The sequence below is a fragment of the Streptomyces sp. NBC_00390 genome, from assembly GCF_036057275.1.
Lineage (GTDB): Bacteria > Actinomycetota > Actinomycetes > Streptomycetales > Streptomycetaceae > Streptomyces.
On the sequence record NZ_CP107945.1, the window covers coordinates 850,727 to 874,990 of the forward strand.

A 24,264-nucleotide genomic window follows, 5' to 3' on the forward strand; every position below is an offset into this window, starting at 1 on the left:
GCGTGTGCGGGGCACTCTCCAGACGCATCGTTGAGAGCGCTCTCAAGGCCAGCAGCGCAGAGCGGTCTCGCTCCACCCCGAAGCCAAGGGAGGCTTCCCATGCCCATAGCCCGAGCCGCCAAGAGGGCCGCCGTCCGCCTGGGTGCGGCAGCGCTCGCCGGGGCACTGCTCGCCGCCTGCGGATCCGGCTCGTCGGACAGCGCCTCCGACAGCGCCGGCGGCAAGGTCACGCTCACCGTCGACCTGTTCGGATCCTTCGGCTACAAGGAGGCCGGGCTCTACGCGGAGTACGAGAAGCTCCACCCGAACGTCAGGATCAAGCAGACCGACACCGAGGACGAGGCCGACTACTGGAAGTCGCTGCAGACCCGGCTGGCCGGTGGCGGCGGTCTCGCGGACGTCCAGGGCATCGAGGTGGGCCGGATCGCCTCCGTCACCCAGCAGCAGGCCGACAAGTTCGAGGACCTGAACACCTACGGCGCCGACAAGCTCAAGAGCCAGTTCGCCGAGGCCAAGTGGGCCGCCGCGACCACCAAGGACAACAAGGTGCTCGGGCTCGGCACCGACGTCGGCCCCGAGGCGATGTGCTACCGCAGCGACCTGTTCAAGAAGGCCGGTCTGCCGACCGACCGCGCCGAACTCGCCGCCAAGTGGTCCACGTGGGACGGATATCTGGAGCTCGGCAAGCAGTACAAGAAGAAGGCGCCGGCGAAGAGCGCCTGGCTGGACAGCGTCGGCAGCCTCTTCTCCATCATGATCGGCCAGGAGAAGGAGCGCTACTACGACGCCTCCGGCAAGCTGATCTGGGAGACCAACCCGGCGCTGAAGGCGGCCTGGGACACCTCCGTCGAGGCGGCCGATTCCGGACTGAGCGCCAAGCTCGACCAGTGGTCACCGCAGTGGAACCAGGCCTTCGCCGCCGGTTCCTTCGCCACCATCCCCTGCCCGGCCTGGATGCTCGGCTACATCAGGGGCCAGGCCGGTGACGCGGGCCAGGGCAAGTGGGACGTCGCCAAGCTGCCCGGCGGCGCCGGCAACTGGGGCGGCTCGTACCTCACCATCCCGCGCGCGGCCAAGAACAAGAAGGAGGCCTACCAGCTGATCCAGTGGCTCACCGCCCCCGAGCAGCAGGCCAAGCTCTTCCAGAAGCAGGGCAACTTCCCCTCCGCCACCGGCGCCATCGAGCAGGTCGCCGACGCCAAGGACGCCTACTTCTCCGGCGCCCCGATCGGCCAGATCTTCGGCGAGGCCGCCAAGGCCGCTCCCGTCCAGGTCCTCGGTCTGCACGACCAGAACATCAACCAGCAGATCACCAACGCGCTGAGCGAGGTCGAGCGCAAGGGCACCGCGCCCGGCAAGGCGTGGTCGAACGCCGAGAAGGGCGTCGCCAACACCATCGGCTGACACCGCTCCTTCGGGCCGGTCCGCTCGCGCGAACGGACCGGCCCGAAGGCCCAGCCCCGAACCGACTCGACCCGAAGGGCCGCCCCGTGACCCTCACCGCACCGGCGAAGCAGCTCGCGCCGCCGACGCCGCCCAGGCCGCAGGCCGCGCTGCGCGCGTGGCGCACACTCTCGCCGTATGCCTATATCGCCCCCTTCTTCACCCTGTTCGCCGCGTTCGGGCTCTTCCCGCTGATCTACACGGCGTTCGTGTCGCTGTACCGGGTCGAGCTGCAGACACCCGGCGACATGGAGTGGCGAGGGCTGGGCAACTACACCGCGCTGCTGGAGGACGAGTTCTTCTGGACCTCGCTGCGCAACACCTTCACCATCGGCGTGCTCTCCACGGTGCCGCAGCTGGTGATGGCGCTGGGACTTGCACATCTGCTCAACTACCGGCTGCGCGGGCGGACTTTTCTGCGTACCGCGATGCTGCTGCCGTACGCCACCTCGGTCGCGGCTGCCACGCTTGTCTTCGCCCAGCTGTTCGGCCGGGACTTCGGCCTGATCAACTATCTGCTGGGCCTGGCCGGTTTCGATCCCGTGGACTGGCAGACCGGCACCTTCGCCTCTCAGATCGCCGTCTCGACGATCGTGATCTGGCGCTGGACGGGCTACAACGCACTGATCTACCTGGCAGGTATGCAGTCCATCCCGAGCGAGCTCTACGAGGCCGCGGAGATGGACGGGGCGTCCCGCTGGCGGCAGTTCTTCCATGTGACCCTGCCAGGGCTGCGTCCCACCATCGTCTTCACCACGATCGTCTCCACGATCGGGGCGACCCAGCTGTTCGGTGAGCCGCTGCTCTTCGAGGGCTCCATCTCCGGCGGTATCTCGCACCAGTACCAGACGCTCGGCCTGTACATGTACGAGCAGGGCTGGGGCTTCTTCCACCTGGGCCGGGCCGCCGCCATCGCCTGGGTGATGTTCCTGCTCATCGTGGTGCTGGTCGGGGTGAACGCCCTGATCGCGCGCCGCCGTTCCGCGAAGGAGGCCGGCCGATGACCGCGCTCGCCGCACCGCCGACCGAGCCGTCCACGACCCGGGAACGCGCCCGGACCGCCCGCCCGGGGAGGAATCGCGCAGGCCGTACGATGCACGGCGGCAAGCTCGCCCACGCGATCCTGATCTTCGCGGTGCTGATCTCGGCGTTCCCGTTCTACTGGACCATCGTCGCCGCCAGCCGCTCCAACGCCGACCTGGCCAAGGTGCCGCCGACACTGCGGCCGGGATCCAACCTGATCAGCAACTTCGAAGCCGTGCTCGAAGAGGCGGACATCGGCAAGGCCCTGCTCAACTCCCTGATCGTGTCGGGCTCCATCACCGTCGGCACGGTGCTGTGCTGCACGCTCGCCGGGTTCGCCTTCGCCAAACTGCGCTTCCGCGGCCGTGGCGCCCTGCTCGCGATCACCGTCGGCACGATGATGATCCCGCCGCAGCTGGGCGTCATCCCGCTGTTCATGCTGATCGCGAAGCTGGAGTGGGTGAACCAGCTGCAAGCGGTGATCCTGCCCGGACTGGTGTCCGCCTTCGGCGTGTTCTTCATGCGTCAGTACCTGGTGCAGTCCCTGCCCGACGAGTTGATCGAGGCCGCCCGTGTCGACGGTGCGTCCACCGCCCGGATCTTCTGGTCGGTCGTGGTACCGATCGCCCGCCCCGGGATGGCCGTGCTCGGCATGCTCACCTTCATGGCCGCCTGGAACGACTTCTTCTGGCCGATCGTCGCGCTGTCGTCGCAGGAGCCGACCGTCCAGGTCGCCCTGCGCCAGCTCGGCGGCGGCTATGTCCACGACCAGTCCGTGATCATGGCCGGCACGCTGCTCGGCACGCTGCCCGTCCTGCTCGTCTTCGGTCTGCTCGGCCGTCAGATCGTCGGCGGCATCATGCAGGGCGCGGTCAAGGGCTAGGGCTCCCCGGTCGCCAGGACCGAGGACGCCAGAACCCCTTCCCCCCCGTGGCCCCACAGCCTCCGTCTCACTCCTGGGAGTTCCACCACATGACCGCGCTCGACGCACGCCCCGACACGAGGGCGAACCTCCGGTTCCCCGACGCCTTCCGCTGGGGCACCGCCACTGCCGCGTACCAGATCGAGGGCGCCGCCGCCGAGGACGGCCGCACGCCGTCCATCTGGGACACGTTCAGCCGAGTCCCGGGCAAGGTCCGCAACGGCGACACCGGCGACATCGCGGCCGACCACTACCACCGGATGCGCGAGGACGTCGCGCTGATGCGCAGGCTCGGGATCACCGATTACCGGTTCTCCATCGCCTGGCCACGGGTGCAGCCCACGGGCCGCGGCCCCGCCGTACAGAAGGGCCTGGACTTCTACCGCCGGCTCGTCGACGAGCTGCTCACGGCCGGCATCCGGCCCGTCGCCACGCTCTACCACTGGGATCTGCCACAGGAGCTGGAGGACGCGGGCGGCTGGCCGCAGCGCGAGACCGCCCGGCGGTTCGCCGAGTACGCCGGGATCATGGCCTCGGCGCTCGGCGACCGGGTCGCGACCTGGACCACGCTCAACGAGCCGTGGTGCGCCGCGTTCCTCGGTTATGGATCCGGGGTCCATGCTCCGGGCCGTACCAGTGCGCTCGCGTCGCTGTGTGCCGCGCACCACTTCAACCTGGCGCACGGCTGGGCCGCACAGGTGCTGCATGCGGCGCTGCCAGGCTCCGCCGAGGTCTCGCTGACACTCAACCTCCATGCGGTGCGGCCGCATTCGGACGCGGCGGCGGACATCGATGCCGCGCGCCGTATCGATGCCGTGGGCAATCGCGTCTTTCTCGACCCGGTCTTCCACGGCCGGCTCCCGGAGGACCTGGTCACCGACACCGCGTCCGTCACGGACTGGTCGTTCGTGCAGGACGGCGATCTGGAGGTGGCCTCGACACCCATCGACTCGCTCGGCATCAACTACTACTCCCCCACCGTCGTCGCCGCGGGCTCCTGCGAGGGCCCTTCGCCGTGGGCCGGCGCCGAGCAGCATGTGCGGTTCCTGCCCGCGCCGGGTCCGCGTACCGCGATGGACTGGCCGGTGGACGCGGACGGGCTGTACGAGCTGCTGGCCCGGCTGCGTGACGATCTGCCGGGCGTACCGCTGGTGATCACCGAGAACGGGGCCGCGTACGACGACTACGCCGATCCGTCCGGTGAGGTCCACGACCCGGAGCGGGTGGCGTATCTGCGCGCCCACCTCACGGCCGTGCACCGGGCGATCGAGGACGGCGCGGATGTTCGCGGTTACTTCCTGTGGTCGCTGCTGGACAACTTCGAGTGGGCGTACGGCTACAGCAAGCGGTTCGGCATCGTCCATGTCGACTTCGCGACGCAGCGGCGCACGTTCAAGGACAGCGCCCGCTGGTACGCGGACGTCATCGCGCGCGGCGGTCTGAGCGCCTGAGCCGCTCGGCCTCGCGCTCCCGCCGCCGCGCCGCGCGGGCGAGCGGGAGGTAGCGCAGCCGCTCGGGGAGTACGGGAACCACGGCCCGTACGACCCGGGCGAGTCTGCGCAGTCTGCGCTCCTGCTCGTCGCTCCATTCCAGGCCTATCGCCTCGCGGGCGTCCGGCGGCATCAGCCCGATGGTCATGAACCGGCGGAACCGCGCGAGCGGGGGCAGCAGTGCGGGCCACAGCATGCGCAGGAGCAGTCGCAACGGCAGCGGGCCGCGGTCGGGCGCGGGTACGGGCTGGTCGACGGCGACCAGCTCGCGTACCACGACGGTCGCCTCCAGCTCGTCGGCGAGCATCTTGCGGTAGTAGGGCCAGAACTCCTCGACGGTCTGGGGCATGTCCCGGTCGTGGATGCCGAGGATCCGGCCCACCTGCAGCCACTCGGCGTACAGCTGCCGCTCCTCGGCGTCGGTGAGCGGGCGTACAAGATAGCGGGCGGCGTGCCGGTAGACGGGGAACCCGGTGGCGTGCACCCAGGAGTAGTAGGCGGGGCCGAGCGCGTGGTAGCGGCGGCCATGGGCGTCGGTGCCCTGGATGGTGCGGTGCAGTTCGCGCAGTCTGCGGCCCTCCTCCGCGGCCTGGTCCCCTCCGTAGATCCACAGCTGGAGCGAGCGCAGGGAGCGCTCGCCGCGGCCCCAGGGGTCGGTGCGGAAGACGGAGTGCTCGTCGACGCCCGCGCCGACCGCCGGGTGGGCGACCTGCATGGTGAGGGCGGCGGGCAGCATCAGCAGGGCTCGGACGTCCCCGGCGAGGCTCCACAGCACGCCGCCGGGGGCTGGCGGCAGGGGCTCGGCTGCCGGCTTGCTCATCTGCTTGCTCCAGGCTGTCGGCGGGCGCGCGGATCGATGTCCGGTTCATGCATGTTCCAGTATGCGCCCCGGCCCGGTCGCCTCCGGGTCCTCCTTTGAGCCGGGTGCTGCCGACTCGCTGAAGCCGGGTCAGCGGCTCACAGGACTGCGGCATCCTCGGCGGTCGCCGGCCGCACCGGGGGCAATCGTTGCGGCTGCGGAAAGAAACTCGGCACCTGCCTATTACCTGAAGGTAACTACGGCTGATTTGATGTGCCGCGCCGGTAGACCAACCGGCTGACCCCCCACCTTTGAACGGGAGATCCTGTGCTGCACTCCGCGCTTCGCCGCATCCCCGGCGCAGCCCTGTCCGCCGCGCTGGCCGCCACCACGCTGGCCGCGGCCGCGCCGACGGCGACCGCCGCTGCCGCCGAGCAGCCGCATCTGAAGGTGCTCACGTACAACGCGTTCCTGTTCAGCAAGACGCTGTACCCCAACTGGGGCCAGGACCACCGGGCCGCCGCCATACCGAAGACCTCGTTCTTCCAGGGCAATGACGTCGTGGTGCTCCAGGAGGCTTTCGACAACTCCTCGTCGGACGCGCTGCAGCGGACGGCCGCCGCCCAGTACCCGTACCAGACCCCGGTGATGGGGCGCAGCAAGAGCGGCTGGGACGCGACGGGCGGGGCGTACTCGGCGACCACGCCGGAGGACGGCGGCGTCACGGTGCTGAGCAAGTGGCCCATCGTCCGCAAGGAGCAGTACGTCTACAAGGACGCCTGCGGCGCGGACTGGTGGTCGAACAAGGGCTTCGTCTACGCCGTGCTCGATGTGAACGGCACGAAGGTCCATGTCGTGGGCACTCACGCGCAGTCGACCGATCCGGGCTGCTCGGCGGGCGAGGCCGCCCAGATGCGCAGCCGTCAGTTCCGCGCGATGGACGCCTTCCTCGACGCCAAGAACATTCCGGCCTCCGAACAGGTCATCGTGGCGGGCGACTTCAACGTCGATTCGCGTACCCCGGAGTACGCCTCGATGCTTGCGGACGCGGGCCTCGCGGGCGCCGATACGCGTACGGGGCACCCGTACTCCTTCGACACGCAGGACAACTCCATCGCCGCGGACCGCTACCCGGACGACCCGCGCGAGGACCTCGACTACGTCCTGCACCGCGCCGGGCACGCACGGCCCGCCGGCTGGGACAATGAGGTCGTCAAGGAGCAGAGTGCGCCCTGGTCGGTGTCCAGCTGGGGCACCACGTACACCTACACGAATCTGTCCGACCACTATCCGGTGATCGGCGCCGGCCGGTAGGCAGATGGTTGACCTTTGTACGACGAGGGCGTGTCCACCGTGTGGGCGCGCCCTCGGTGCTTGCCCCAAGCTCCTTTCACGCCCCCGTGGTTGGCCTCCCCTGCGGTTGCACGTGCAGGGCGATGGCGTGATGCTGGAAGGGCAGTCATTCATGCGCCATGCGAACTCCGACACCAGGCAAGGAGTTTCGTCATGATCGACCCCATCCAGATTCTGTGGTCGCCCGCCGGTGCCACCATGCCGGCCCTGGGCTCCCGGCCGCTGGTCGATGTGCACGACGGCGACACGCCGAACTTCCGGATGCCCATCCGCATGCTCTCCGTCGACACCCCCGAGGTGACGGCCGACACAGCGGAGGGCGCGGCACAGGTCGACCAGAACTTCGTTCAGCTGGCCGAGTGGATCCGGCAGGGCGTCGCACCCATCACCCCGGGGCTCGCCGAGTTCGTGCTCCCGAAGCTGGAAACCGGGAAGGCGGGCAGCCTGCAGTTCGAGCAGGGCACCGCTGCGAAGGAATTCAACAAGAAGAACATCAACGACCGGCTGGCCCGGCCCGGCAAGCCGCCACGTAACCTGTTCATCCGCATGGCCGACAGTCCGTTCGACCCCAATCACCGGCTGCTGGCCTACATCGCGCCCAGCTACTCGGCCAAGGAGCTGGCCACGCTGTCCCGCGAGGAGCGGGCGACGTTCAACCTCGACCTGGTCACCAAGGGCTGGTCACCGACGTTCATCATCTACCCCTCCATTCCTGGCGAGCTCGACCTTCCGATCATGCTGGCCGCGGCCGAGAAGGCCGTGGCGGAGAAGCGCGGCATCTGGGAGGAGTCCACCACGCTGCTGGCGTACGAATACCGCGCGCTCGAGGACCTCTTCTCGGTGACGAAGAGAAAGGTCGAGGGGGACAAGAAGCTCCGGCCGAGCGACCTGTTCTCCTGGCGGGAGCGGTACTGCGTGGACATGCGCACCCGGGTACTGCACGGCCCGGAGGACTGGTTCCGCGTCGACCCCGTCTACCGGTTGTGGCTCTGGCCATGGGACGTCTCCGAGGCGGTGGGGCGGCTCAACCTGACGCCGTCGCCGAGGCTCGTGGGCGCGGACTAGAGCGTGTCCGGCCGCTCATGTGCTGCGCTGTTGCTCACGTTTCGCGCGGCAGGCGGACGTTGCCGTACCGGGCCCGCACGTGCACCAGCACCCGTGGCGCGCACGCCGTCCCGTCCGAACCTCCACCGGGAGGATCACGCGGGAGTCGGGGCCCAGGAGAGCCGAGGCGGTCGGCGTCGTCCTCCAGGCCGGTGAGCGCCAGAGCCTGGTCCCAGACGCGCCGTGCCAGCAGCGCGTCCGTGGCCGGCGGCTGCAGCGGCGTCGCACGGTCCCCCGTCGTAGTAGCCGTCGTTCGCCGCGCCCGGCGCGAGCGGCGGCCTGGCCAAGGGCGCGACTGCGGCCTCGGGCTCGGCCCAGGTACGCTTCACCGCCTTCAGCAGCAGCCCCGTGATCCCGCCGGGGTCGCCCAGTGAGGTGCGGACGATCCCGGGGTGCACGGCCAGGACGGTCGAGCCCTCGCCCTTCCAGCGTTCGGCGCAGCGGCACGGTCAGCAGGTTCGCCGGCTTGGTCGTGCAATAGGTACGCATCCGGTGGAAGTTGCCTCCCCTGGGCGTCCGTTCAGGGTCCACCCGCCCCTTGACGTACAGGCCAGCGCTGACCTGGATCACCCTGGTCCGGTCGGCGCGCAGTCGCTCCTCCAACAGGTGGTTCAGCAGGAACGGCGCCAGATGGTTGACGGCGAAGGCCTGCTCGAAGCCGTCCCCGGTGCGCTCCAACCGGGTCGGCCAGACACCCGCGTTGTGGACGAGGACATCGATGTGCGGCACCACTCGCAGCAGTTCGGCGGCTGCGGACCGCATCCCCGACAGCGCGGACAGGTCTCCGGCGACGCATCCGCCTACTCCGGCTACCTGACCGCACACGCCGAAGAGATCCGCAAGGCCAAGTCGGCCCAACTCGCAGGCATCGCCCAGTGGCTGGCGCTGCGGATCGCGGCCGACGAGATCGCGCCCGTCCCCGCCCCGCTGATCGAGGTCCTGGTCCTCGGCCCGGCCGCCGAAGCCGCGCGCCGCTGGCTGGCGAACCCGGCCGACATCGACCTGGCCGAGGCGGCACGTGTGCTGCCCGAACGCGTCTGGCACTCGCTGCGCCCCGAGGACTGACCCGCGCGGCTGGATCGGCTCGTCCGTCTTCTCGTAGTGGTCGAGCGTCACACCGTCGCCGAGATCGACGGGCAGGAACGGCCCGAGCCGGGCTCCGACCTCCAGACGGAGGATCGCGGCGGTGAACTGGGAAGACAGCCGTGGGTCCCCGGCATGGACGGCCGCGTGGTTCAGGTCGCCCCGATCGGACATCGTCCCTCCAGCTCACCTTCCCCGGAACGCCGTCGCTCACGATGAGACGATGGATTCATGACGCCGCAGGACCCTTGCGCCGCCGGGCACGGCGCCGCACGCGGCCCTCAGCCGCCGTGGTCGTACACCGTCACAGCGACCCCGCGGGCTGTGAGCCGCTCGGCTATCAGCGGCTCGATGCGGGGCCACTTCCCGCCCGCGAGGCCGCAGCCGATGCGGGGCATGTGGACGGACGCCCCCAGCTCCAGAGCCTTGTCCCCCACTGCGGCGAGGGCGCGGTCGATGGCCTCGTAGCGCACCGGGACGCCGTTGCTGCCGGTGCGTATCCCCCGCTGGCCCACCATGTTGGCCACCCACAGATACGGGCCGACCTGGACGCACCGCACGGCCCCCAGGGCGAAATCGTTGCGCGAGCGCTCGCGGTGCCAGCGGCGGTAGTCCGCCTCCGGCTCGGGCCAGCGGCGTGACAGGGCGACGACGAAGCCCTTGCCCCAGCCGCCCAGGTCGTTGCAGACGTGCGCGATCAGTTTGACGCCCTTGCCGTGCGGCGCCGTGGCGTCCCCCCGGACATATCTGATCTCGGACATGGCACAACCGTACGATCCGCCACTGACAATCGATCTCCAGTGCCCTCCCACCACTTTCACAACATCGGTGAGACAGCAATACTGTTGCACTGGAGGGTTCGGACAGAGGGAGGGCCATGGCCACCGAGACCGCGGAGCCGACGTTCACCGTCGACGAACTGGCCGCGCGCGCCGGGGTCACCGTTCGCACCATCCGGTTCTACAGCACCCGCGGTCTGCTGCCGCCCCCTGTGATCGGCGCCCGCCGCGTGGGGCACTACGGCGCGGACCACCTGTCCCGGCTGGCCCTCATCGAGGAGCTCCAGCACCAGGGCATGACACTCGCCGCCATCGAGCGCTATCTGGAGCAGCTGCCCGAGGATCTGAGCGCGCAGGATCTGGCGATCCACCGTGCTCTGGTGGCCTCCTGGGCCCCCGAGTCCGCCGAGGAGGTCACCCGGCAGGAGCTGGAGCGCCGCGCCGGACGCCCGCTCACGGACCAGGACGTGGACCGGCTGGCGGCGATGGGCGTGCTGGACCGGCGTCCGGGCGATCCGGGCAGTTTCCGCCTGGACGGCGGCCTGCTGCGGCTCGGCGTCGAACTGCTGGACGTGCCCATCGCGCACGAGACGATCCTCGCCTCCCGCACGGTCCTGCTGGAGCACGCCAGGGCTGCGGCGCACGACCTGACCCGGCTGTTCCGGGACGAGGTCTGGGGCCCGTACCGGGAGCGCGAGTCGGACGCGGATCATGTGGCGGCGATGAAGTCCCTGTCGGCCCATATGCAGCCGATGGTGATCCAGGCCCTGGTGACCGCGTTCCAGCGGTCGCTGCGGGAAGAGCTGCGGGCCGCCTTCGACACGGGGGCGCAGAGCCAGGAGCTTTAGGCCGCACCGCGAGCCGCACCTCCACCCGCGACATGTCCTCCAGTAAACGCGGCGGTCGGCGCTCCCCATTCCGGTGCCGACGGCCCACCTACGACCAGCTCTGCGCGGAGGCCCGCCGTCGCAACCTCCGCGGTCGCTCGTCGATGGACAAGGCGGAACTCAAACGCACGCTCGGGCGCCGCCGACCCGCCCGCCGCCGTTCCGGAAATCCTCTGCCAGGCGGCCGACCCTCACCCGAGCCTGCTACTCCAATGCGCTGATATGCGCGCGCGCTTCTTAAGTGGTCGCCTTTGCATGCCGATGCGGCCGGGGAGCTCGCACGGGCTTCCGGATCCTCACTCGGATCGGTTTCGCAAGGACCGCCGTTACAAGGGACCGGTTCAGACTCACGTCAGAGAGGCAGGGCTTTGTATGCGTCCTGAGCGCAGGACCAAGTCATCTCTGGGCCCCGTGCCCGGAAGAGGAAGGTGGGCTGCTCGAGGGCTCGTGGCTTCCACGGCCCTGGTGCTTGCCGGGATCGCAGGTCCGCAACTCGCCGTGGCGCACGTCTGGTCGGAGACCGCGGGCACGGCAAGGCATCTGAGCAACGGAGAGTGCAAGCCGTCCGAAGACGGTGCGAGAGCCGACGCCGCGCTCGACCGCGACAAGTGCGGGCGGGGACGGACCGGAGCAACCGGACCCACGGGTCCGACAGGCCCAACCGGCGCAACCGGCCTGACCGGTGAGACAGGTCCGACGGGTCCGACCGGCGCGCCGGGTGACCTCGGACCAACGGGTCCCACCGGCCCGACGGGTGACGTCGGACCAACGGGTCCCACCGGCCCCACGGGTGCCACCGGACCAACAGGTCCCACCGGCCCGACGGGGGACACCGGCCCCACAGGTGCCACCGGACCAACAGGTCCCACCGGCCCGACAGGTGCCACCGGCCCCACGGGTGACGTCGGCCCGACGGGTCCCACTGGCCCCACGGGTCCCACGGGTCCCACCGGCCCGACGGGGGACGTCGGACCAACGGGTCCCACTGGCCCCACGGGTGACTTCGGACCAACAGGTCCCACCGGCCCGACGGGGGACACCGGCCCCACGGGTGACTTCGGACCAACAGGTCCCACCGGCCCGACGGGGGACACCGGCCCCACAGGTGCCACCGGACCAACAGGTCCCACCGGCCCGACAGGTGCCACCGGCCCCACAGGTGCCACCGGACCAACAGGTGCCACCGGACCAACAGGTCCCACCGGCCCGACAGGGGACACCGGCCCCACGGGTCCCACGGGTCCCACGGGTCCCACGGGTCCCACGGGTCCCACCGGTGCCACCGGCCCCACGGGTGCCACCGGACCAACGGGTCCCACCGGCCCGACGGGCGCCACGGGCTCTGGCCCGGTCACTGGTTACCAAAGGGTCTCCAACACCGTGGCCTGCACTGGTGACAGCATCTGCACCATCACGGTGAGCTGTCCGGCCGGCAAGGTGGTCACGGGCGGGGGCTTGGACAGTGCCGTCCTGGCCAGCAGCGGTCTCTACGTCATGGAGACCCAGCCGATCAACGACACCACATGGTCCGGCACCTACCGCAACGCCACCGGCATCACCATCAACATCACTGTCTGGGGCGTCTGCGTCGACGCCCCGTGACGCGGTGAGACTTGCCGGAAAGTCCAGGGGCGCAGCCGTACGGCTGCGCCCCTGGTGGGCGGTTCACCTCGCAGCGGTGGAACCCGTCCGTGCGCCGCCGCGGACCGGATCAGGCGTCGGTGAAGACCTCGCCCCGCTCGGCCTTCTCGACCAGCAGCGCCGGCGGCTGGAACCGCTCGCCGTAACGCTCGGCCAGCTCACGGGAGCGCGCCACGAATCCGGCCGGACCGCCCTCGTAGCCGTTGATGTACTGGAGCACGCCACCCGTCCAGGCGGGGAAGCCGATGCCCATGATGGAGCCGATGTTGGCGTCCGCGACGGAGGTGAGCACGTTCTCCTCCAGGCAGCGGACGGTGTCCAGAGCCTCGGAGAAGAGCATGCGCTCCTTCATGTCCTCGAACGGGACCTCCACTCCGGCCTTGCCGAAGTGTTCGCGCAGCCCCGGCCACAGACCGGCCCGCTTGCCGTCCTCGCCGTACTCGTAGAAACCGGCCCCACCGCTGCGGCCCGGGCGCCCGAACTCGTCGACCATGCGGTCGATCACCGCGTCCGCCGGGTGGCCGGTCCAGGAGCCGCCGGCCTCCTCGACCGCGCGCCGGCTCTCGTTGCGGATCTTGCGGGGCAGGGTGAGGGTCAGCTCGTCCATCAGGGAGAGCACCTTGGCCGGGTAACCGGCCTGGGCGGCCGCCTGCTCGACGGAGACGGGGTCCACGCCCTCGCCGACCATCGCCACGCCCTCGTTGATGAACTGGCCGATGACGCGCGAGGTGAAGAAGCCGCGCGAGTCGTTGACCACGATCGGGGTCTTGTTGATCTGGCGGACCAGGTCGAAGGCGCGGGCCAGCGCCTCGTCACCGGTGCGCTCACCCTTGATGATCTCGACCAGCGGCATCTTGTCGACGGGCGAGAAGAAGTGCAGACCGATGAAGTCGACGGGACGCTCCACGCCCTCCGCGAGGACCGTGATGGGCAGCGTGGAGGTGTTGGAGCAGAGCAGGGCGTCCGGCTCGATGACCGCCTCGATCTCCTGGAACACCTTGTGCTTGAGGGCGGTGTCCTCGAACACCGCCTCGATCACGGCGTCGCAGCCCGCGAGGTCCGCGGGGTCGGACGTCGGCGTGATGCGCGCGAGAAGCGCGTCGCGCTTGGCCTCGGTCGTACGGCCCCGGGAAAGCGCCTTGTCGAGCAGCTTCTCGGAGTACGCCTTGCCCTTGGCCGCCGCCTCGGCGGTGACGTCCTTGAGGACGACCTCGATGCCGGCGCGGGCGCAGGAGTACGCGATGCCCGCGCCCATCATCCCGGCGCCGAGCACGGCGACCTTGCGGACGGGGCGCGGCTCGATGCCCTTGGGCCTGCTCGCGCCGGAGTTCACCGCCTGCAGGTCGAAGAAGAACGCCTGGATCATGTTCTTGGCGATCGGGCCGGTGACCAACTCGGTGAAGTACCGCGCCTCGATGATCTGCGCGGTCTCGAAGTCGACCTGCGAGCCCTCGACGGCGGCCGCGAGGATGTTGCGCGGCGCCGGGTAGGGCGCGCCCGCGGTCTGCTTCTTCAGGTTCGCCGGGAAGGCGGGAAGGTTGGCGGCGAACTTGGGGTTCGACGGGGTGCCGCCGGGAATCTTGTACCCCTTGACGTCCCAGGGCTGCTGGGAGACCGCGTTGGCGTCGATGAAGGCGCGGGCCTTGGCCAGCATCTCCTCGGGCGTCGCGGCCACTTCGTGCACGAGGCCGTTCTCCAGGGCGCGCTGCGGGTTGTACTGCGTCCCCTGGAGCAGGACCTTGAGCAGCGCGTCGGCGATGCCCATCAGCCGTACGGTGCGGGTGACGCCGCCGCCCGCCGGCAGCAGGCCGAGGGTGACCTCGGGAAGGCCGATCTTGGAACCGGGCGCGTCGAGGGCGATGCGGTGGTGACAGGCCAGGGCGATCTCGTAGCCGCCGCCCAGCGCCGCGCCGTTGATGGCGGCGACGACCGGCTTGCCGATCGTCTCGATGCGGCGCAGGGCCCGCTTGATGCCCATACCCGCCTCGAAGACGGCCTGGACGTCCTCGGGACCGGCCTTGATCATCTCCTTGAGGTCGCCGCCGGCGAAGAACGTCTTCTTCGCGGAGGTGAAAATGATGCCGCGGATGCCTTCCTGCTCGGCCTCCACGCGGTCGGCGATCGCCGTGATGGATGCCTTGAAGGCGTTGTTCATCGTGTTGGCGGACTGGTTGGGGTCGTCGAGGACGAGGGTGACGACGCCGGTCTCGTCCTGTTCCCAGCGGATGGTGGTGGACTCACTCATGGTTCTGGTTACTCCGTACGGGAGGGAAGGACGGGGGGTCAGAGACGCTCGACGACGGTGGCGATGCCCATGCCGCCGCCGACGCACAGCGTGGCGAGGCCGTACCGCTTGTCCTGGCGCTCCAGTTCGTCGATGAGGGTGCCGAGGATCATGGCTCCGGTCGCCCCGAGCGGGTGACCCATGGCGATCGCGCCGCCGTTGACGTTGATCCTGTCGAGCGGGAGACCCATGTCGTCGGCGAAACGCAGCACGACGCCCGCGAACGCCTCGTTGATCTCGACCAGGTCGATGTCGTCGATGGTGAGCCCGGCCTTGGCGAGCGCCTTGCGGGTCGCGGGCGCCGGGCCGGTGAGCATGATGGTCGGCTCGGAACCGGAGACGGCGGCCGAGACGATGCGCGCCCGCGGGGTGAGCCCGTAGCGCTCGCCGACCGCCTTGTTGCCGATCGCCACGAGCGCCGCGCCGTCCACGATGCCGGAGGAGTTGCCGGCGTGGTGGACGTGGTCGATCTTCTCGACCCAGTGGTACTTCTGCAGCGCGACGGCGTCGAAGCCGCCGAGATCGCCGATGCCCGCGAAGGACGGCTTGAGCGCGGCGAGGGACTCGGCCGTGGTACCGGGGCGCATGTGCTCGTCCTGGTCGAGGACGACCAGGCCGTTGCGGTCGCGCACCGGGACGACCGAGCGGTCGAAGCGGCCGTCCTTCCAGGCGGCCGCGGCCCGCTCCTGGGAGAGCGCCGCGTACTCGTCGACAATGCGGCGGGTGTAGCCGCCGAGGGTGGCGATGAGGTCGGCGCCGATGCCCTGCGGTACGAAGCCGGTGTCGTAGTTGGTCATGGGGTCGGCGAACCAGGCACCGCCGTCGGAGGCCATCGGCACCCGGGACATGGACTCGACGCCGCCGGCCAGCACCAGGTCCTCCCAGCCGGAGCGGACCTTCATCGCGGCCATGTTGACGGCTTCGAGGCCCGAGGCACAGAAGCGGTTCTCCTGTACGCCGGCGACGGAGTCGGGCAGCCCCGCAGCGATCGCCGCGATCCGGGCGATGTCGGAGCCCTGGTCACCGACCGGGCCGACGACGCCGAGGACGATGTCGTCGATGGCGGCCGGGTCCAGGCCCGGGAAGCGGGCCTTGATCTCGTGGATCAGTCCGACGACGAGGTCGATCGGCTTGGTGCCGTGCAGCGCGCCGTTGGCCTTGCCACGGCCGCGCGGGGTGCGGATCGCGTCGTACACATACGCTTCGGTGCTCACTGTCGGGAGCCTTTCGATGAGGGTGGGCCGAGCAGAATCAGGTGGGGGGTCAGCCGAGCAGCGAGCGGCCGATGATCTCCTTCATGATCTCGGTCGTGCCGCCGTAGATCGTCTGGATGCGTCCGTCCGTGAAGGCCTTGGCGACGCGGTATTCGGTCATGTACCCGTACCCGCCGTGCAGCTGCAGGCAGCGGTCGGCCACGCGCTTTTGCAGCTCGGTGGCCCACCACTTGGCCATCGAGGCGTGGACGGCGTCGAGCGTGGCGTTCGCATGCTCCTCGATGCAACGGTCCAGAAAGGCCCGGGTGACGGCGCACTCGGTGGCCATCTCCGCGATCTCGAAGCGGATGTGCTGAAGTTTCGCGAGCGGCCGGCCGAAGGCCTCCCGCTCCTTGACGTACTCGGTGGTGATCTCCAGCAGATACTCGGCGGCGGCGATCCCCGCGACGGCGATGGCCATGCGTTCCTGCGCCAGATTGGTCATCAGGTGGACGAAGGCGCCGTTGAGTTCGCCGAGCAGATTCTCCTTGGGGACACGTACGTCGTTGAAGAAGAGCTCGGCGGTGTCCTGCGCCTTCTGGCCGATCTTGTCGAGGTTGCGGCCGCGCTCGAAGCCCTCCATGCCGCGCTCGACGACGAGCAGGGTCAGGCCGCGCGCGCCGCCCTGAGGGGTGGTCTTCGCGACGACGATCACCAGGTCGGCGAGGATGCCGTTGGAGATGAAGGTCTTCGAGCCGTTGAGGAGCCAGTGGTCGCCCCGGTCCTCGGCGGTGGTGCGGATGCCCTGGAGGTCGGAGCCCGCACCCGGTTCGGTCATCGCGATGGCAGTGATGATCTCGCCGGTGCAGAAGCCGGGCAGCCAGCGCTGCTTCTGCTCGTCGGTGGCCAGTGAGGTGAGGTACGGGCCGATGATGTCGTTGTGGAGCCCGATCGCGAGTCCGGGTGCACCCGCCCGGGTGAATTCCTCGTGGAGCACGGCGGCGTACCGGAAGTCTTCGTTCCCGCCGCCCCCGTACTCCTCGGGCACCGCGAGGCCCAGCAGCCCCTGACGGCCCGCGGCACGCCACACCTCCCGGCTGACGATGCCGTCCTTCTCCCACTGCTCGTAGTGGGGCAGCACCTCCTTGGTGAGGAAGGTACGGACGGTGTCACGGAAGGCGTCGTGCTCCGCGGCGAAGATCTGACGCTTCAACGGTCCTCCTGGGGCCGGGTGCCGGCCTCGATGCCGGTCGTGATGCTGGGTACGTCCCAGTCGCGGGCCACCGCTTCGGTGTCCGCGCCGGGCTGGGCGGGCGGACGGGTCACGGCCCCCGGAGTGGCGGAGAAGCGGGGTGCGGGCGCGGGCTGGGTGATGCCGCCGTGGTCGACGAAGGTGCCGCGGGCGGCGAGATGCGGATGAGCCGGGGCCTCGCGGAGCGAGAGGACAGGGGCGACGCAGGCGTCGGAGCCCTCGAACACGGCCGTCCACTCCGCGCGGGTGCGCGTCCTGAACCGTGCGGCGACCGCCGCACGCAGCTCGCCCCACCGGTCGAAGTCCTTGCGGGCCGGGACCTCGTCCTTGATGCCGAGCAGCTCGATGAACTCGTTGTAGAACTGCTGCTCCAGCGCCCCGACCGCCATGTACTGACCGTCGGCGGTCTCGTAGGTGCCGTAGAAGGGGCAGCCGCCGTCGAGCAGGTTCGCGCCGCGGCGGTCCTGCCAGCCGCCGGCCGCCATCATGCCGTGGATCATCGTGGCCAGATGCGCCGCGCCATCGACGATGGCCGCGTCGACGACCTGGCCGGTGCCGCCCGCACGGGCGTGCTGGAGCGCCGCGAGGACGCCGATGACGAGGTAGAGCGAGCCGCCCGCATAGTCGCCGACGAGGTTGGCGGGGACGGTCGGGGGCTCGTCCGGCTTGCCGATCATGCCGAGCGTGCCGGTCACGGCGATGTAAGCGATGTCGTGACCGGCGCGCTGGGCGAGCGGCCCCTCCTGCCCCCAGCCGGTCATGCGCCCGTAGACCAGGCGCGGGTTGCGGGCGAGGCACTCGTCGGGGCCGACCCCGAGCCGCTCGGCCACGTGGGGACGGTAGCCCTCGATCAGTACGTCGGCCCTCTCGACCAGGTCGAGCACCTGGCCGGGGCCGTCCTCGGTCTTGAGATCGATCAGCACCGACCGTTTGTTGCGGTTGGTGAGGTCGTACGCCGGATCGATCGCGAGCCCCGAACCGCCGGGGCGGTCGACGCGTACGACATCGGCGCCGAGGTCGGCGAGGAGCATCGCGGCGAACGGGCCGGGCCCGATACCGGCCAGCTCCACCACGCGCACCCCGGTCAGCGGACCGTTCCCTGACGCTGTCATCCAGCCCCCAGCAATGTGACACTACTGATGTAACACCAGTGATGGTAAGAACGCGTTCCACTCCGCACAAGACCTTGGGCAGAGCAAGCGCTTAGCTTCCCCAGACTCGCAGGTTACTGATGGGAAACGCATCTTCTGCGGGGCCGCCGGGCACGCTAGCCTCAGCCACCGACATCAGCGTGGGGTAACGGCGGAGGGGCCATTGAACAGCCAGAACGGGACCGGTCGCGCGCAGCGCCCGTACGACATCGTGCTCTTCGGAGCCACGGGATTCGTCGGTGTGCTGACCGCCGAGTACCTCGCGCGGCACGCGCCCGACAGCTGCCGCTGGGCGATAGCGGGGCGCAATCGGGTGAAGCTGGAGCAGCTGCGCGAACGGCTGGCCGCTCTCGATCCGCGCTGCGCCGATCTCGCCCTGATCGTGGCGGACGCGGACGACCACGAGGCGCTGCGGGAGCTCGCGGAGTCCACCCATGTCGTCGCCACCACGGTCGGCCCCTATGTCTGGTACGGCGAGGGCCTGGTCTCGGCGTGCGCCGAGGCCGGGACCCACTACGCGGACCTGACCGGTGAGCCGGAGTTCGTGGACCTGATGTTCGTCCGGCACGACGCCCGGGCCCGGGAGACCGGTGCCCGGATCGTCCATGCCTGCGGCTTCGACTCGGTGCCGCACGATCTCGGCGCGTACTTCACCGTGCGGCAGCTGCCCGAGGGCGTGCCGCTGGCCGTCGACGGATTCGTCCGGTCGAACGCCATGTTCTCCGGCGGCACCATGGCGTCCGCGCTCACCGCCATGGGCCGGCCCCGCCAGTCGGCACGCGCGGCGCAGGAGCGCCGGCTGCACGAGCCGCGCCTGGTCGGGCGGCGGGCGCGGGCACCGCTCGGCGCGCCGCGCTTCAGCCGCGAGACCGGTGCGTGGGCGCTGCCGCTGCCGACGATCGACGGGCAGATCGTGGCGCGCTCGGCCCGTGCGCTGGAGCGCTACGGCCCCGACTTCCGCTACCGGCACTACGCGGCGGTCAAGTCCCTGCCGATGGCGCTGGGCGGCCCGGCGGCCGTGGGCGCGGGCGTGGCGCTCGCCCAGATCCCGGCCGCCCGGCGCTGGCTGATGGACCGTTACGAGCCGGGCGAAGGACCGAGCGAGAAGCGACGCGCGCGGAGCTGGTTCACGGTCCGCTTCGTGGGCGAGGGCGGCGGGCGCCGGGTCTTCACCGAGGTCGCAGGAGGCGACCCGGGCTACGACGAGACGGCGAAGATGCTCGCCGAGTCGGCGATGTGTCTGGCCTTCGACGACCTGCCGAAGACCGCGGGACAGGTGACGACGACGGTGGCGATGGGCGACGCGCTGCTGGAGCGGCTGCGAGCGGCGGGGATCACGTTCCGCGTGGCGGACGCGCGGTAGCAGCTGTGTGAGGTCTGCCGATCGAGGCCGGTCGGGGCAGGGCGGAGGGACTGCCGCGGGCACAGCGGCGCGGCACTTCGGGTCTGCGCGGCCGGGCCACGTCACTTGGCGTCGGAGTGGCCGCGGCGGCACCGACCAGGTGGTCGGCCGGTCACGACGTGCTGTTCACCGTGCCGTTGCGGGCCGCACGGGCGCTGGTCCTGCCCGGGCTGCCGTATGTCGTCGCCGATGTACGAGCCAGGAGGAGCACCGCGCCAGGCGTCAGGTGAGGCCCCACTTCCCTCGGCGGTCGCTCGCGCCCCGCCGACGAGCAAAGCCGGCGGTTCGGCCCGCTGGAGACGAAAAACGCGCCACCGCCCGCACGCCGTTCCTCACCCGCGCGCACCCTCCCGTGCCCGGATCTCGAAGAGTCCGGAGCGCACCGAGGAGTCGCTCGAGGAGCTGGAGCGACACTACGGCCCGCAGTACGCCGAGCGCATATACGACTGACCGTGGCCCTCGCGCCACAGCGCGCATGGATCGTTTGGCCGTCCCGGTCGTCAGCGCGGAAGCCCCCGGAGGGGCTCACGCCGACGTGGCCTCCCGCAGCGCGCGACGGCACAGGGAATCCGCGCGGCGAGTGGTCTCCGGGATGCGGTAGTCGGGGGCCAGGTGCAGGGTGTGGGCGCATGCGTTCGCCAGGGTCACCCGGTGGCCGGCGGAGACGAAGACCGGCTTGACGCCGTTCTGGGTGCGCAGCGCCCGGCCGACCTCCTCGGCGTCGTCCGCCAGCAGCGGGGCGAAGTCGCCGCGCCCGCTGCCCGGTTCGCCGTAGGTGAAGACGAACGGGTTCTTCGCGACGCCGATGGTCGGCAGGCCGGTGAGCACTCCGAGGTGGCTGGCGAGCCCGAAGCGCCGCGGGTGCGCCCGGCCGTAACCGTCGCAGACGACCAGTCCGGGACCGGCCGTGAGGGCGTCCAGCGCGGCCAGCACCGTCGGGATCTCACGGAAGGCCAGCAGCCCGGGGACGTAGGGGAAGGTGACACGGCCGATCGCGGTGGCCTCGTCCACGACCGTGAGCGTCGCGGCGTCCAGGACGACGGCCGCGGCAGCGACGATGTCGCGTTCGTCGTCGTACGCCACATCGACGCCGGTCACGAGTCCGGTGCCGGGCGGCGGGCCGGGCTCGTCCAGGACGACTCGGGTTCGCAGTTCGTCCTGGACGGCCAGGGCAGCCGCTTCGGTCATGGGCCAGCCGGCGGGCGCTTCGACGATCTTCATGGTGCGGCCCAGCCTACGCGGCCCGAGAGGTAGCCTCCGGATCATGTTCGTACTCGAATTGACCTACACCGCACCCCTCGAGAGGGTCGATGAGCTGCTCGAGGCCCATCTGGAGTGGCTCGACGCCCAGTACGAGGAGGGGGTGTTCATCGCCTCGGGCCGCAAGAACCCGCGCGACGGCGGGGTGATCCTCGCCGTCGGGGACGACCGCGCGTGCATGGAGAGGATCACGGCGGCCGACCCCTTCGTCGCCGGCGAGGTGTGCACGTACCGGATCACGGAGTTCATCATGACCAGGACCGTGCCCGAACTCACCCCCTACCAGCAGCAGTTGCCGTCCTGACCGGTCAGAATTCCAGGCGCGCCACGCGGCCCTTCTCGCCGGCGGCCCAGCAGCCGAAGTCGGGTGTGCAGTCGACCGTGTCGAACGAGCCGGTGTCGACGGTGCGCCAGGTGCGCCCGGCGTCGACCGTCAGATCGGTGCCCGTCGGCCCGACCGCGAGCGCAGCCGTCCTGCTGCGCGGCAGCCACGCCACCCCCGAGCGGTACGCGGGCGGCGGCGTCGTGGACTGCCGCCAGCTACGGCCGCCGTCGTCCGTGACCGCGGCGGCCTGCGGGGACGCCTGGTCGGGGCGGTAGTCGCCGCCGACCGCGAGGCCGTGCCCGCGGCCCTGGAACGCGAGGGCGAAGACGCCGCGCGCCGGGTCCCCGGCCGGGATCGTGGATTCGGTGGCGCTCCAGTGCAGGCCGCGGTCGGCGGAGTGGAGCACCCGGGCGGTCGCCCCGCCGCCGGTCGCCAGCCAGACGTCCTTGGGCCCCGAGCTCACCAGGCACTGGCCACTGGCGGCGAAGCCCGCCTCGCCGGGCAGCGCCGCCGGCATCCCGTCGTCGGGCAGCACCTTCCACGACTTGCCGCCGTCGCCGGTCGACAGGATCCGGTACTTGCCGTCCACCGGATCGCTCATGGCGAGCCCGTGCCGGCTGTCGAAGAAGGTGATGCAGTCGTAGAACGCTCTCGGGTCGTCGTTACGGAACGACTCGGTCCAGGTCGCCCCGCCGTCGTCGGTACGGAACACCCGGGACGCCTCCCCCTCCCCGATGGCCAGCACCACCGCGCGCCTTGCGTCGAACGCCTCGATGTCACGGAACTGGAGCTCGGCCGCGCCCGGCGGCGAGACATCGAGCCAGCTGCGGCCCCCGTCCACTGTGCGCAGCACCTTTCCCTTGGACCCCGCCACCCACGCGATCCTGCGGCTGACGGGCGCGAGTCCGCGAAAGCGCGCGTCGGTCCCGGTGTCCTTCACGTTCCAGGCCGGGGCACCGCCCTGCCCGGTCGTCAGGTGCTCCACCGGTAATGCCTGAGCCGGCGCGGCCAGCACTGCTGCCGCAACAACCGTGCACAGCCCCAGCGAAACCGCTCGTCCCGTCTTCCCCTTGGATGTCATGGCGCTGGAAGCTAGCCCACGGGCGATACCCCGTCCAGGGTGCGTCCTTGCCGGACGGTGACGCAGGTCACGTCCCGTCGCGATGCACGGATCCGGTCGTTCCGCCGTCTACACCCATGTCAGGGAGCCAACAGCGTGCCGCGCATTGAGGAGCAGGCCTTGTCCACCGTCATCGAGCAGGGCGTCCAGGCCCGCCTGGTCGCCTCGGCACCCCTGATGGAGTCCATCCCGGTGACCTTGCGCTACGACCGGGAGGACCCCTTCGCCGTACGGCTGGACTTCCCGGCGCCCGCCACGCTCGAGGGTGAGGACATCTCGTGGGCGTTCTCCCGCGAGCTGCTGGCCGCGGGCGTCCACGAACCGGCCGGTGTCGGGGACGTTCGCGTGCGGCCCTACGGCTATGACCGTACGGTGCTGGAGTTCCATGCCCCCGAAGGCATGGCGATGGTGCACATCCGCACGGGCGAGCTGCGCCGCTTCCTCAAGCGCGTGCAGGGGCTGGTCCCGTCCGGGCACGAGCATCTGTATCTGGATCTCGACCGCGATCTGACCGAGCTGCTGCGCGACCCCTGCTGAGGCCGGTCCTTCGGCGGCCGGGCTCACCTGAACCGGAGGGCCCTAGCGACCATCCGCACCGAGCAGCGCGTTGAGTTCCGCGTAGCCGTAACCCCCGGCCAGGGATGCGTACGTACCGTCGGTGAGCAGTTCTTCGGCCGCGGCGCGTACCAGCCCGTGGACGGCCTGCGCGATCCCGGAGCCGACACTGACGCGCGCCGCACCGAGCCGTCCCAGTTCCGTCGTGGCCGGGGCACCGGGTCCCGCCAGCACGTTGAGCGGCGCGTCGATGCCCTTGGCGAGTGCCTCGACGGTGTCCGGGTCGACGACGCCCGGGACGAAGATCCCGTCCGCTCCGGCGGCGACGCATGCGACGGCCCGCCTCAGCGTCTCCTCCAGCCGGTCCCCCACCGGACCGATGCCGGCCAGATAGACGTCGATACGGGCGTTGACGAAGAGCGGCACCTGCGCGGCGTCGGCGGCCGCGCGAGCCGCGGCGATGCATCGCACATGCTCGGCCGCCGGCCGGGGCCCGTCCTCGATGTTGACGCCGACGGCACCCGCGTCGAGCACCTCACGGACCGTCGCGGCGACCCCGTCGGCGTCTGCCGCGTAGCCGCCCTCGATGTCTGCCGAGACCGGCACGTCGACGGCGGCGGCGATGCGCGCGATCCTGGCGAGCGCGCCCGCGCGGTCCACCCGGTCACCGTCCGCGGCATCCAGACTCCAGGCGACTCCCGCGCTGGTGGTGGCGATCGCTGCGGCGCCGGCTTCGGCAATGATCCGGGCGCCGGCGGTGTCCCATGCGTTGGGGAGGACCAGCGGACGGCCGGGGGTGTGCAGGGCGTGGAAACGGCGGGCGAGATCGTGAAGGTTCGTCATGCCGTGAACCCAACCACTGCTCCGGGCAGGGTGGCTGGCAGCTTTGCGACATCAACCTGTCGGCTGCCCGGCGTCTCGGCACCTCGGTACCGGTGCCTCGGGAAATACATTTGACGCTCCCCAGGGGGCCTCCTACCGTGACGAGTGGTTCTGTTGTCGTCGATCGGAGTAGGACGTTGCTCGTCTGAGGTCATGAGACACCGTGTGGCACGGCTTCTGCCCGTGCTCGTCGTGTGCGACCTCGGCGTACCGCCGTCCACTGTCCGGCCGGGACCTTCTCCTCTTCGCCCCTTCGGCCGCCGTCGCCCGCGCTGTGGTGTCTCCATCCGTTGCCCTACCCCTTCCACGCAACCAG

21 protein-coding genes and 1 pseudogene are annotated in these 24,264 nt (G+C 70.5%); 12 read left to right on the plus strand and 10 right to left on the minus strand.

From position 1 onward, the window contains the following. Positions 1 to 99: 99 nt before the first annotated feature. From OHS70_RS03575 to OHS70_RS03590, 4 genes are all read left to right on the plus strand, one after another. Positions 100 to 1,404, plus strand: a complete 1,305-nt coding sequence (locus OHS70_RS03575; protein ID WP_328393544.1) for an ABC transporter substrate-binding protein — start codon at positions 100 to 102, stop codon at positions 1,402 to 1,404. 86 nt (positions 1,405 to 1,490) lie between these two features. Next, positions 1,491 to 2,447: a carbohydrate ABC transporter permease gene (locus tag OHS70_RS03580; RefSeq protein WP_384048844.1), complete on the plus strand. Its 957-nt coding sequence runs from the start codon at positions 1,491 to 1,493 to the stop codon at positions 2,445 to 2,447. Further along, positions 2,444 to 3,349: a carbohydrate ABC transporter permease gene (locus OHS70_RS03585; RefSeq protein WP_328393546.1), complete on the plus strand. Its 906-nt coding sequence runs from the start codon at positions 2,444 to 2,446 to the stop codon at positions 3,347 to 3,349. The genes OHS70_RS03580 and OHS70_RS03585 overlap by 4 nt, the downstream gene beginning before the upstream one ends. 89 nt (positions 3,350 to 3,438) lie before the next feature. Then, complete coding sequence (locus OHS70_RS03590; RefSeq protein WP_328393548.1) at positions 3,439 to 4,839, plus strand: GH1 family beta-glucosidase; 1,401 nt, start codon at positions 3,439 to 3,441, stop codon at positions 4,837 to 4,839. On the opposite strand, the gene OHS70_RS03595 is transcribed toward OHS70_RS03590, so the two are convergent. Next, positions 4,811 to 5,698: an oxygenase MpaB family protein gene (locus tag OHS70_RS03595; protein WP_328393550.1), complete on the minus strand. Its 888-nt coding sequence runs from the start codon at positions 5,696 to 5,698 to the stop codon at positions 4,811 to 4,813. The genes OHS70_RS03590 and OHS70_RS03595 overlap by 29 nt on opposite strands. A gap of 306 nt (positions 5,699 to 6,004) precedes the next feature. Here OHS70_RS03595 and sph point away from each other — a divergent pair, with 306 nt between their 5' ends. The 3 genes from sph (at position 6,005) to OHS70_RS03610 (ending at position 9,199) form a co-directional block, all read left to right on the plus strand. After that, positions 6,005 to 6,991 carry a sphingomyelin phosphodiesterase gene (sph, locus tag OHS70_RS03600; protein WP_328393552.1) on the plus strand — a complete coding sequence of 329 codons (987 nt, stop codon included), beginning with the start codon at positions 6,005 to 6,007 and terminating at the stop codon, positions 6,989 to 6,991. Positions 6,992 to 7,183: 192 nt separating this feature from the next. Continuing rightward, positions 7,184 to 8,095 (plus strand): nuclease, encoded by a 912-nt coding sequence (locus OHS70_RS03605; RefSeq protein ID WP_328393554.1) that lies wholly within the window; start codon positions 7,184 to 7,186, stop codon positions 8,093 to 8,095. A 669-nt stretch (positions 8,096 to 8,764) separates the two neighbouring features. Beyond that, complete coding sequence (locus tag OHS70_RS03610; protein ID WP_328406183.1) at positions 8,765 to 9,199, plus strand: hypothetical protein; 435 nt, start codon at positions 8,765 to 8,767, stop codon at positions 9,197 to 9,199. Positions 9,200 to 9,208: 9 nt separating this feature from the next. Here OHS70_RS03610 and OHS70_RS03615 read toward each other — a convergent pair. Together OHS70_RS03615 and OHS70_RS03620 are read right to left on the minus strand one after the other, a co-directional pair. Continuing rightward, positions 9,209 to 9,391: pseudogene (locus tag OHS70_RS03615) on the minus strand (VOC family protein); the annotation flags it as partial. A 107-nt stretch (positions 9,392 to 9,498) separates the two neighbouring features. Beyond that, positions 9,499 to 9,978 (minus strand): macro domain-containing protein, encoded by a 480-nt coding sequence (locus tag OHS70_RS03620; RefSeq protein WP_328393556.1) that lies wholly within the window; start codon positions 9,976 to 9,978, stop codon positions 9,499 to 9,501. 116 nt (positions 9,979 to 10,094) lie between these two features. On the opposite strand from OHS70_RS03620, the gene OHS70_RS03625 reads away from it, so the two are divergent. Next, the gene (locus OHS70_RS03625; RefSeq protein ID WP_328393558.1) at positions 10,095 to 10,844 is read left to right on the plus strand and encodes a MerR family transcriptional regulator; all 750 of its coding nucleotides are present in this window, start codon (positions 10,095 to 10,097) and stop codon (positions 10,842 to 10,844) included. A 1,419-nt stretch (positions 10,845 to 12,263) separates the two neighbouring features. Then, positions 12,264 to 12,485, plus strand: coding sequence for a hypothetical protein (locus tag OHS70_RS03635; protein ID WP_328393560.1), 222 nt, complete (start codon positions 12,264 to 12,266; stop codon positions 12,483 to 12,485). A 109-nt stretch (positions 12,486 to 12,594) separates the two neighbouring features. Here OHS70_RS03635 and OHS70_RS03640 read toward each other — a convergent pair whose 3' ends face one another. The 4 genes from OHS70_RS03640 to OHS70_RS03655 are packed head-to-tail and all read right to left on the minus strand — an operon-like array spanning position 12,595 to position 18,365. Further along, positions 12,595 to 14,769 (minus strand): 3-hydroxyacyl-CoA dehydrogenase NAD-binding domain-containing protein, encoded by a 2,175-nt coding sequence (locus tag OHS70_RS03640; protein ID WP_328393562.1) that lies wholly within the window; start codon positions 14,767 to 14,769, stop codon positions 12,595 to 12,597. Positions 14,770 to 14,807: 38 nt separating this feature from the next. Next, positions 14,808 to 16,022 carry an acetyl-CoA C-acetyltransferase gene (locus tag OHS70_RS03645; protein WP_328393564.1) on the minus strand — a complete coding sequence of 405 codons (1,215 nt, stop codon included), beginning with the start codon at positions 16,020 to 16,022 and terminating at the stop codon, positions 14,808 to 14,810. A gap of 49 nt (positions 16,023 to 16,071) precedes the next feature. After that, positions 16,072 to 17,214, minus strand: a complete 1,143-nt coding sequence (locus tag OHS70_RS03650) for an acyl-CoA dehydrogenase family protein (protein WP_328393566.1) — start codon at positions 17,212 to 17,214, stop codon at positions 16,072 to 16,074. Next, positions 17,211 to 18,365 carry a CaiB/BaiF CoA transferase family protein gene (locus tag OHS70_RS03655; RefSeq protein ID WP_328393568.1) on the minus strand — a complete coding sequence of 385 codons (1,155 nt, stop codon included), beginning with the start codon at positions 18,363 to 18,365 and terminating at the stop codon, positions 17,211 to 17,213. Before OHS70_RS03655 ends, OHS70_RS03650 begins: the two co-directional genes overlap by 4 nt. 202 nt (positions 18,366 to 18,567) lie before the next feature. Here OHS70_RS03655 and OHS70_RS03660 point away from each other — a divergent pair, with 202 nt between their 5' ends. Continuing rightward, positions 18,568 to 19,767, plus strand: coding sequence for a saccharopine dehydrogenase family protein (locus OHS70_RS03660; RefSeq protein WP_328393570.1), 1,200 nt, complete (start codon positions 18,568 to 18,570; stop codon positions 19,765 to 19,767). 564 nt (positions 19,768 to 20,331) lie between these two features. Here OHS70_RS03660 and OHS70_RS03665 read toward each other — a convergent pair. Beyond that, entirely contained in the window at positions 20,332 to 21,027 is a 696-nt protein-coding gene (locus tag OHS70_RS03665) for an endonuclease V (protein ID WP_328393572.1), read from the minus strand. 43 nt (positions 21,028 to 21,070) lie between these two features. Here OHS70_RS03665 and OHS70_RS03670 point away from each other — a divergent pair, with 43 nt between their 5' ends. Continuing rightward, positions 21,071 to 21,370, plus strand: a complete 300-nt coding sequence (locus tag OHS70_RS03670) for a YciI family protein (RefSeq protein ID WP_328393574.1) — start codon at positions 21,071 to 21,073, stop codon at positions 21,368 to 21,370. 4 nt (positions 21,371 to 21,374) lie between these two features. Here OHS70_RS03670 and OHS70_RS03675 read toward each other — a convergent pair whose 3' ends face one another. After that, positions 21,375 to 22,472: a WD40/YVTN/BNR-like repeat-containing protein gene (locus tag OHS70_RS03675; RefSeq protein WP_328393576.1), complete on the minus strand. Its 1,098-nt coding sequence runs from the start codon at positions 22,470 to 22,472 to the stop codon at positions 21,375 to 21,377. Positions 22,473 to 22,631: 159 nt separating this feature from the next. Between OHS70_RS03675 and OHS70_RS03680 the strand changes: the two genes are divergently transcribed. Then, complete coding sequence (locus OHS70_RS03680) at positions 22,632 to 23,048, plus strand: SsgA family sporulation/cell division regulator (RefSeq protein WP_328405389.1); 417 nt, start codon at positions 22,632 to 22,634, stop codon at positions 23,046 to 23,048. Positions 23,049 to 23,090: 42 nt separating this feature from the next. On the opposite strand, the gene OHS70_RS03685 is transcribed toward OHS70_RS03680, so the two are convergent. Further along, positions 23,091 to 23,909, minus strand: a complete 819-nt coding sequence (locus tag OHS70_RS03685; protein ID WP_328393578.1) for an isocitrate lyase/PEP mutase family protein — start codon at positions 23,907 to 23,909, stop codon at positions 23,091 to 23,093. Positions 23,910 to 24,264 lie beyond the last annotated feature (355 nt).

What these genes read in the sequence shown, in the direction of transcription:
- OHS70_RS03670 (WP_328393574.1), top strand. Translation starts at nt 21,071, where the DNA reads ATGTTCGTACTCGAATTGACCTACACCGCACCCCTCGAGAGGGTCGAT.
- OHS70_RS03675 (WP_328393576.1), bottom strand. Translation starts at nt 22,472, where the DNA reads ATGACATCCAAGGGGAAGACGGGACGAGCGGTTTCGCTGGGGCTGTGC.
- OHS70_RS03625 (WP_328393558.1), top strand. Translation starts at nt 10,095, where the DNA reads ATGGCCACCGAGACCGCGGAGCCGACGTTCACCGTCGACGAACTGGCC.
- OHS70_RS03640 (WP_328393562.1), bottom strand. Translation starts at nt 14,769, where the DNA reads ATGAGTGAGTCCACCACCATCCGCTGGGAACAGGACGAGACCGGCGTC.
- OHS70_RS03595 (WP_328393550.1), bottom strand. Translation starts at nt 5,698, where the DNA reads ATGAGCAAGCCGGCAGCCGAGCCCCTGCCGCCAGCCCCCGGCGGCGTG.
- OHS70_RS03585 (WP_328393546.1), top strand. Translation starts at nt 2,444, where the DNA reads ATGACCGCGCTCGCCGCACCGCCGACCGAGCCGTCCACGACCCGGGAA.
- OHS70_RS03655 (WP_328393568.1), bottom strand. Translation starts at nt 18,365, where the DNA reads ATGACAGCGTCAGGGAACGGTCCGCTGACCGGGGTGCGCGTGGTGGAG.
- OHS70_RS03620 (WP_328393556.1), bottom strand. Translation starts at nt 9,978, where the DNA reads ATGTCCGAGATCAGATATGTCCGGGGGGACGCCACGGCGCCGCACGGC.
- OHS70_RS03590 (WP_328393548.1), top strand. Translation starts at nt 3,439, where the DNA reads ATGACCGCGCTCGACGCACGCCCCGACACGAGGGCGAACCTCCGGTTC.
- OHS70_RS03610 (WP_328406183.1), top strand. Translation starts at nt 8,765, where the DNA reads ATGGTTGACGGCGAAGGCCTGCTCGAAGCCGTCCCCGGTGCGCTCCAA.
- OHS70_RS03605 (WP_328393554.1), top strand. Translation starts at nt 7,184, where the DNA reads ATGATCGACCCCATCCAGATTCTGTGGTCGCCCGCCGGTGCCACCATG.
- OHS70_RS03575 (WP_328393544.1), top strand. Translation starts at nt 100, where the DNA reads ATGCCCATAGCCCGAGCCGCCAAGAGGGCCGCCGTCCGCCTGGGTGCG.
- OHS70_RS03685 (WP_328393578.1), bottom strand. Translation starts at nt 23,909, where the DNA reads ATGACGAACCTTCACGATCTCGCCCGCCGTTTCCACGCCCTGCACACC.
- OHS70_RS03665 (WP_328393572.1), bottom strand. Translation starts at nt 21,027, where the DNA reads ATGAAGATCGTCGAAGCGCCCGCCGGCTGGCCCATGACCGAAGCGGCT.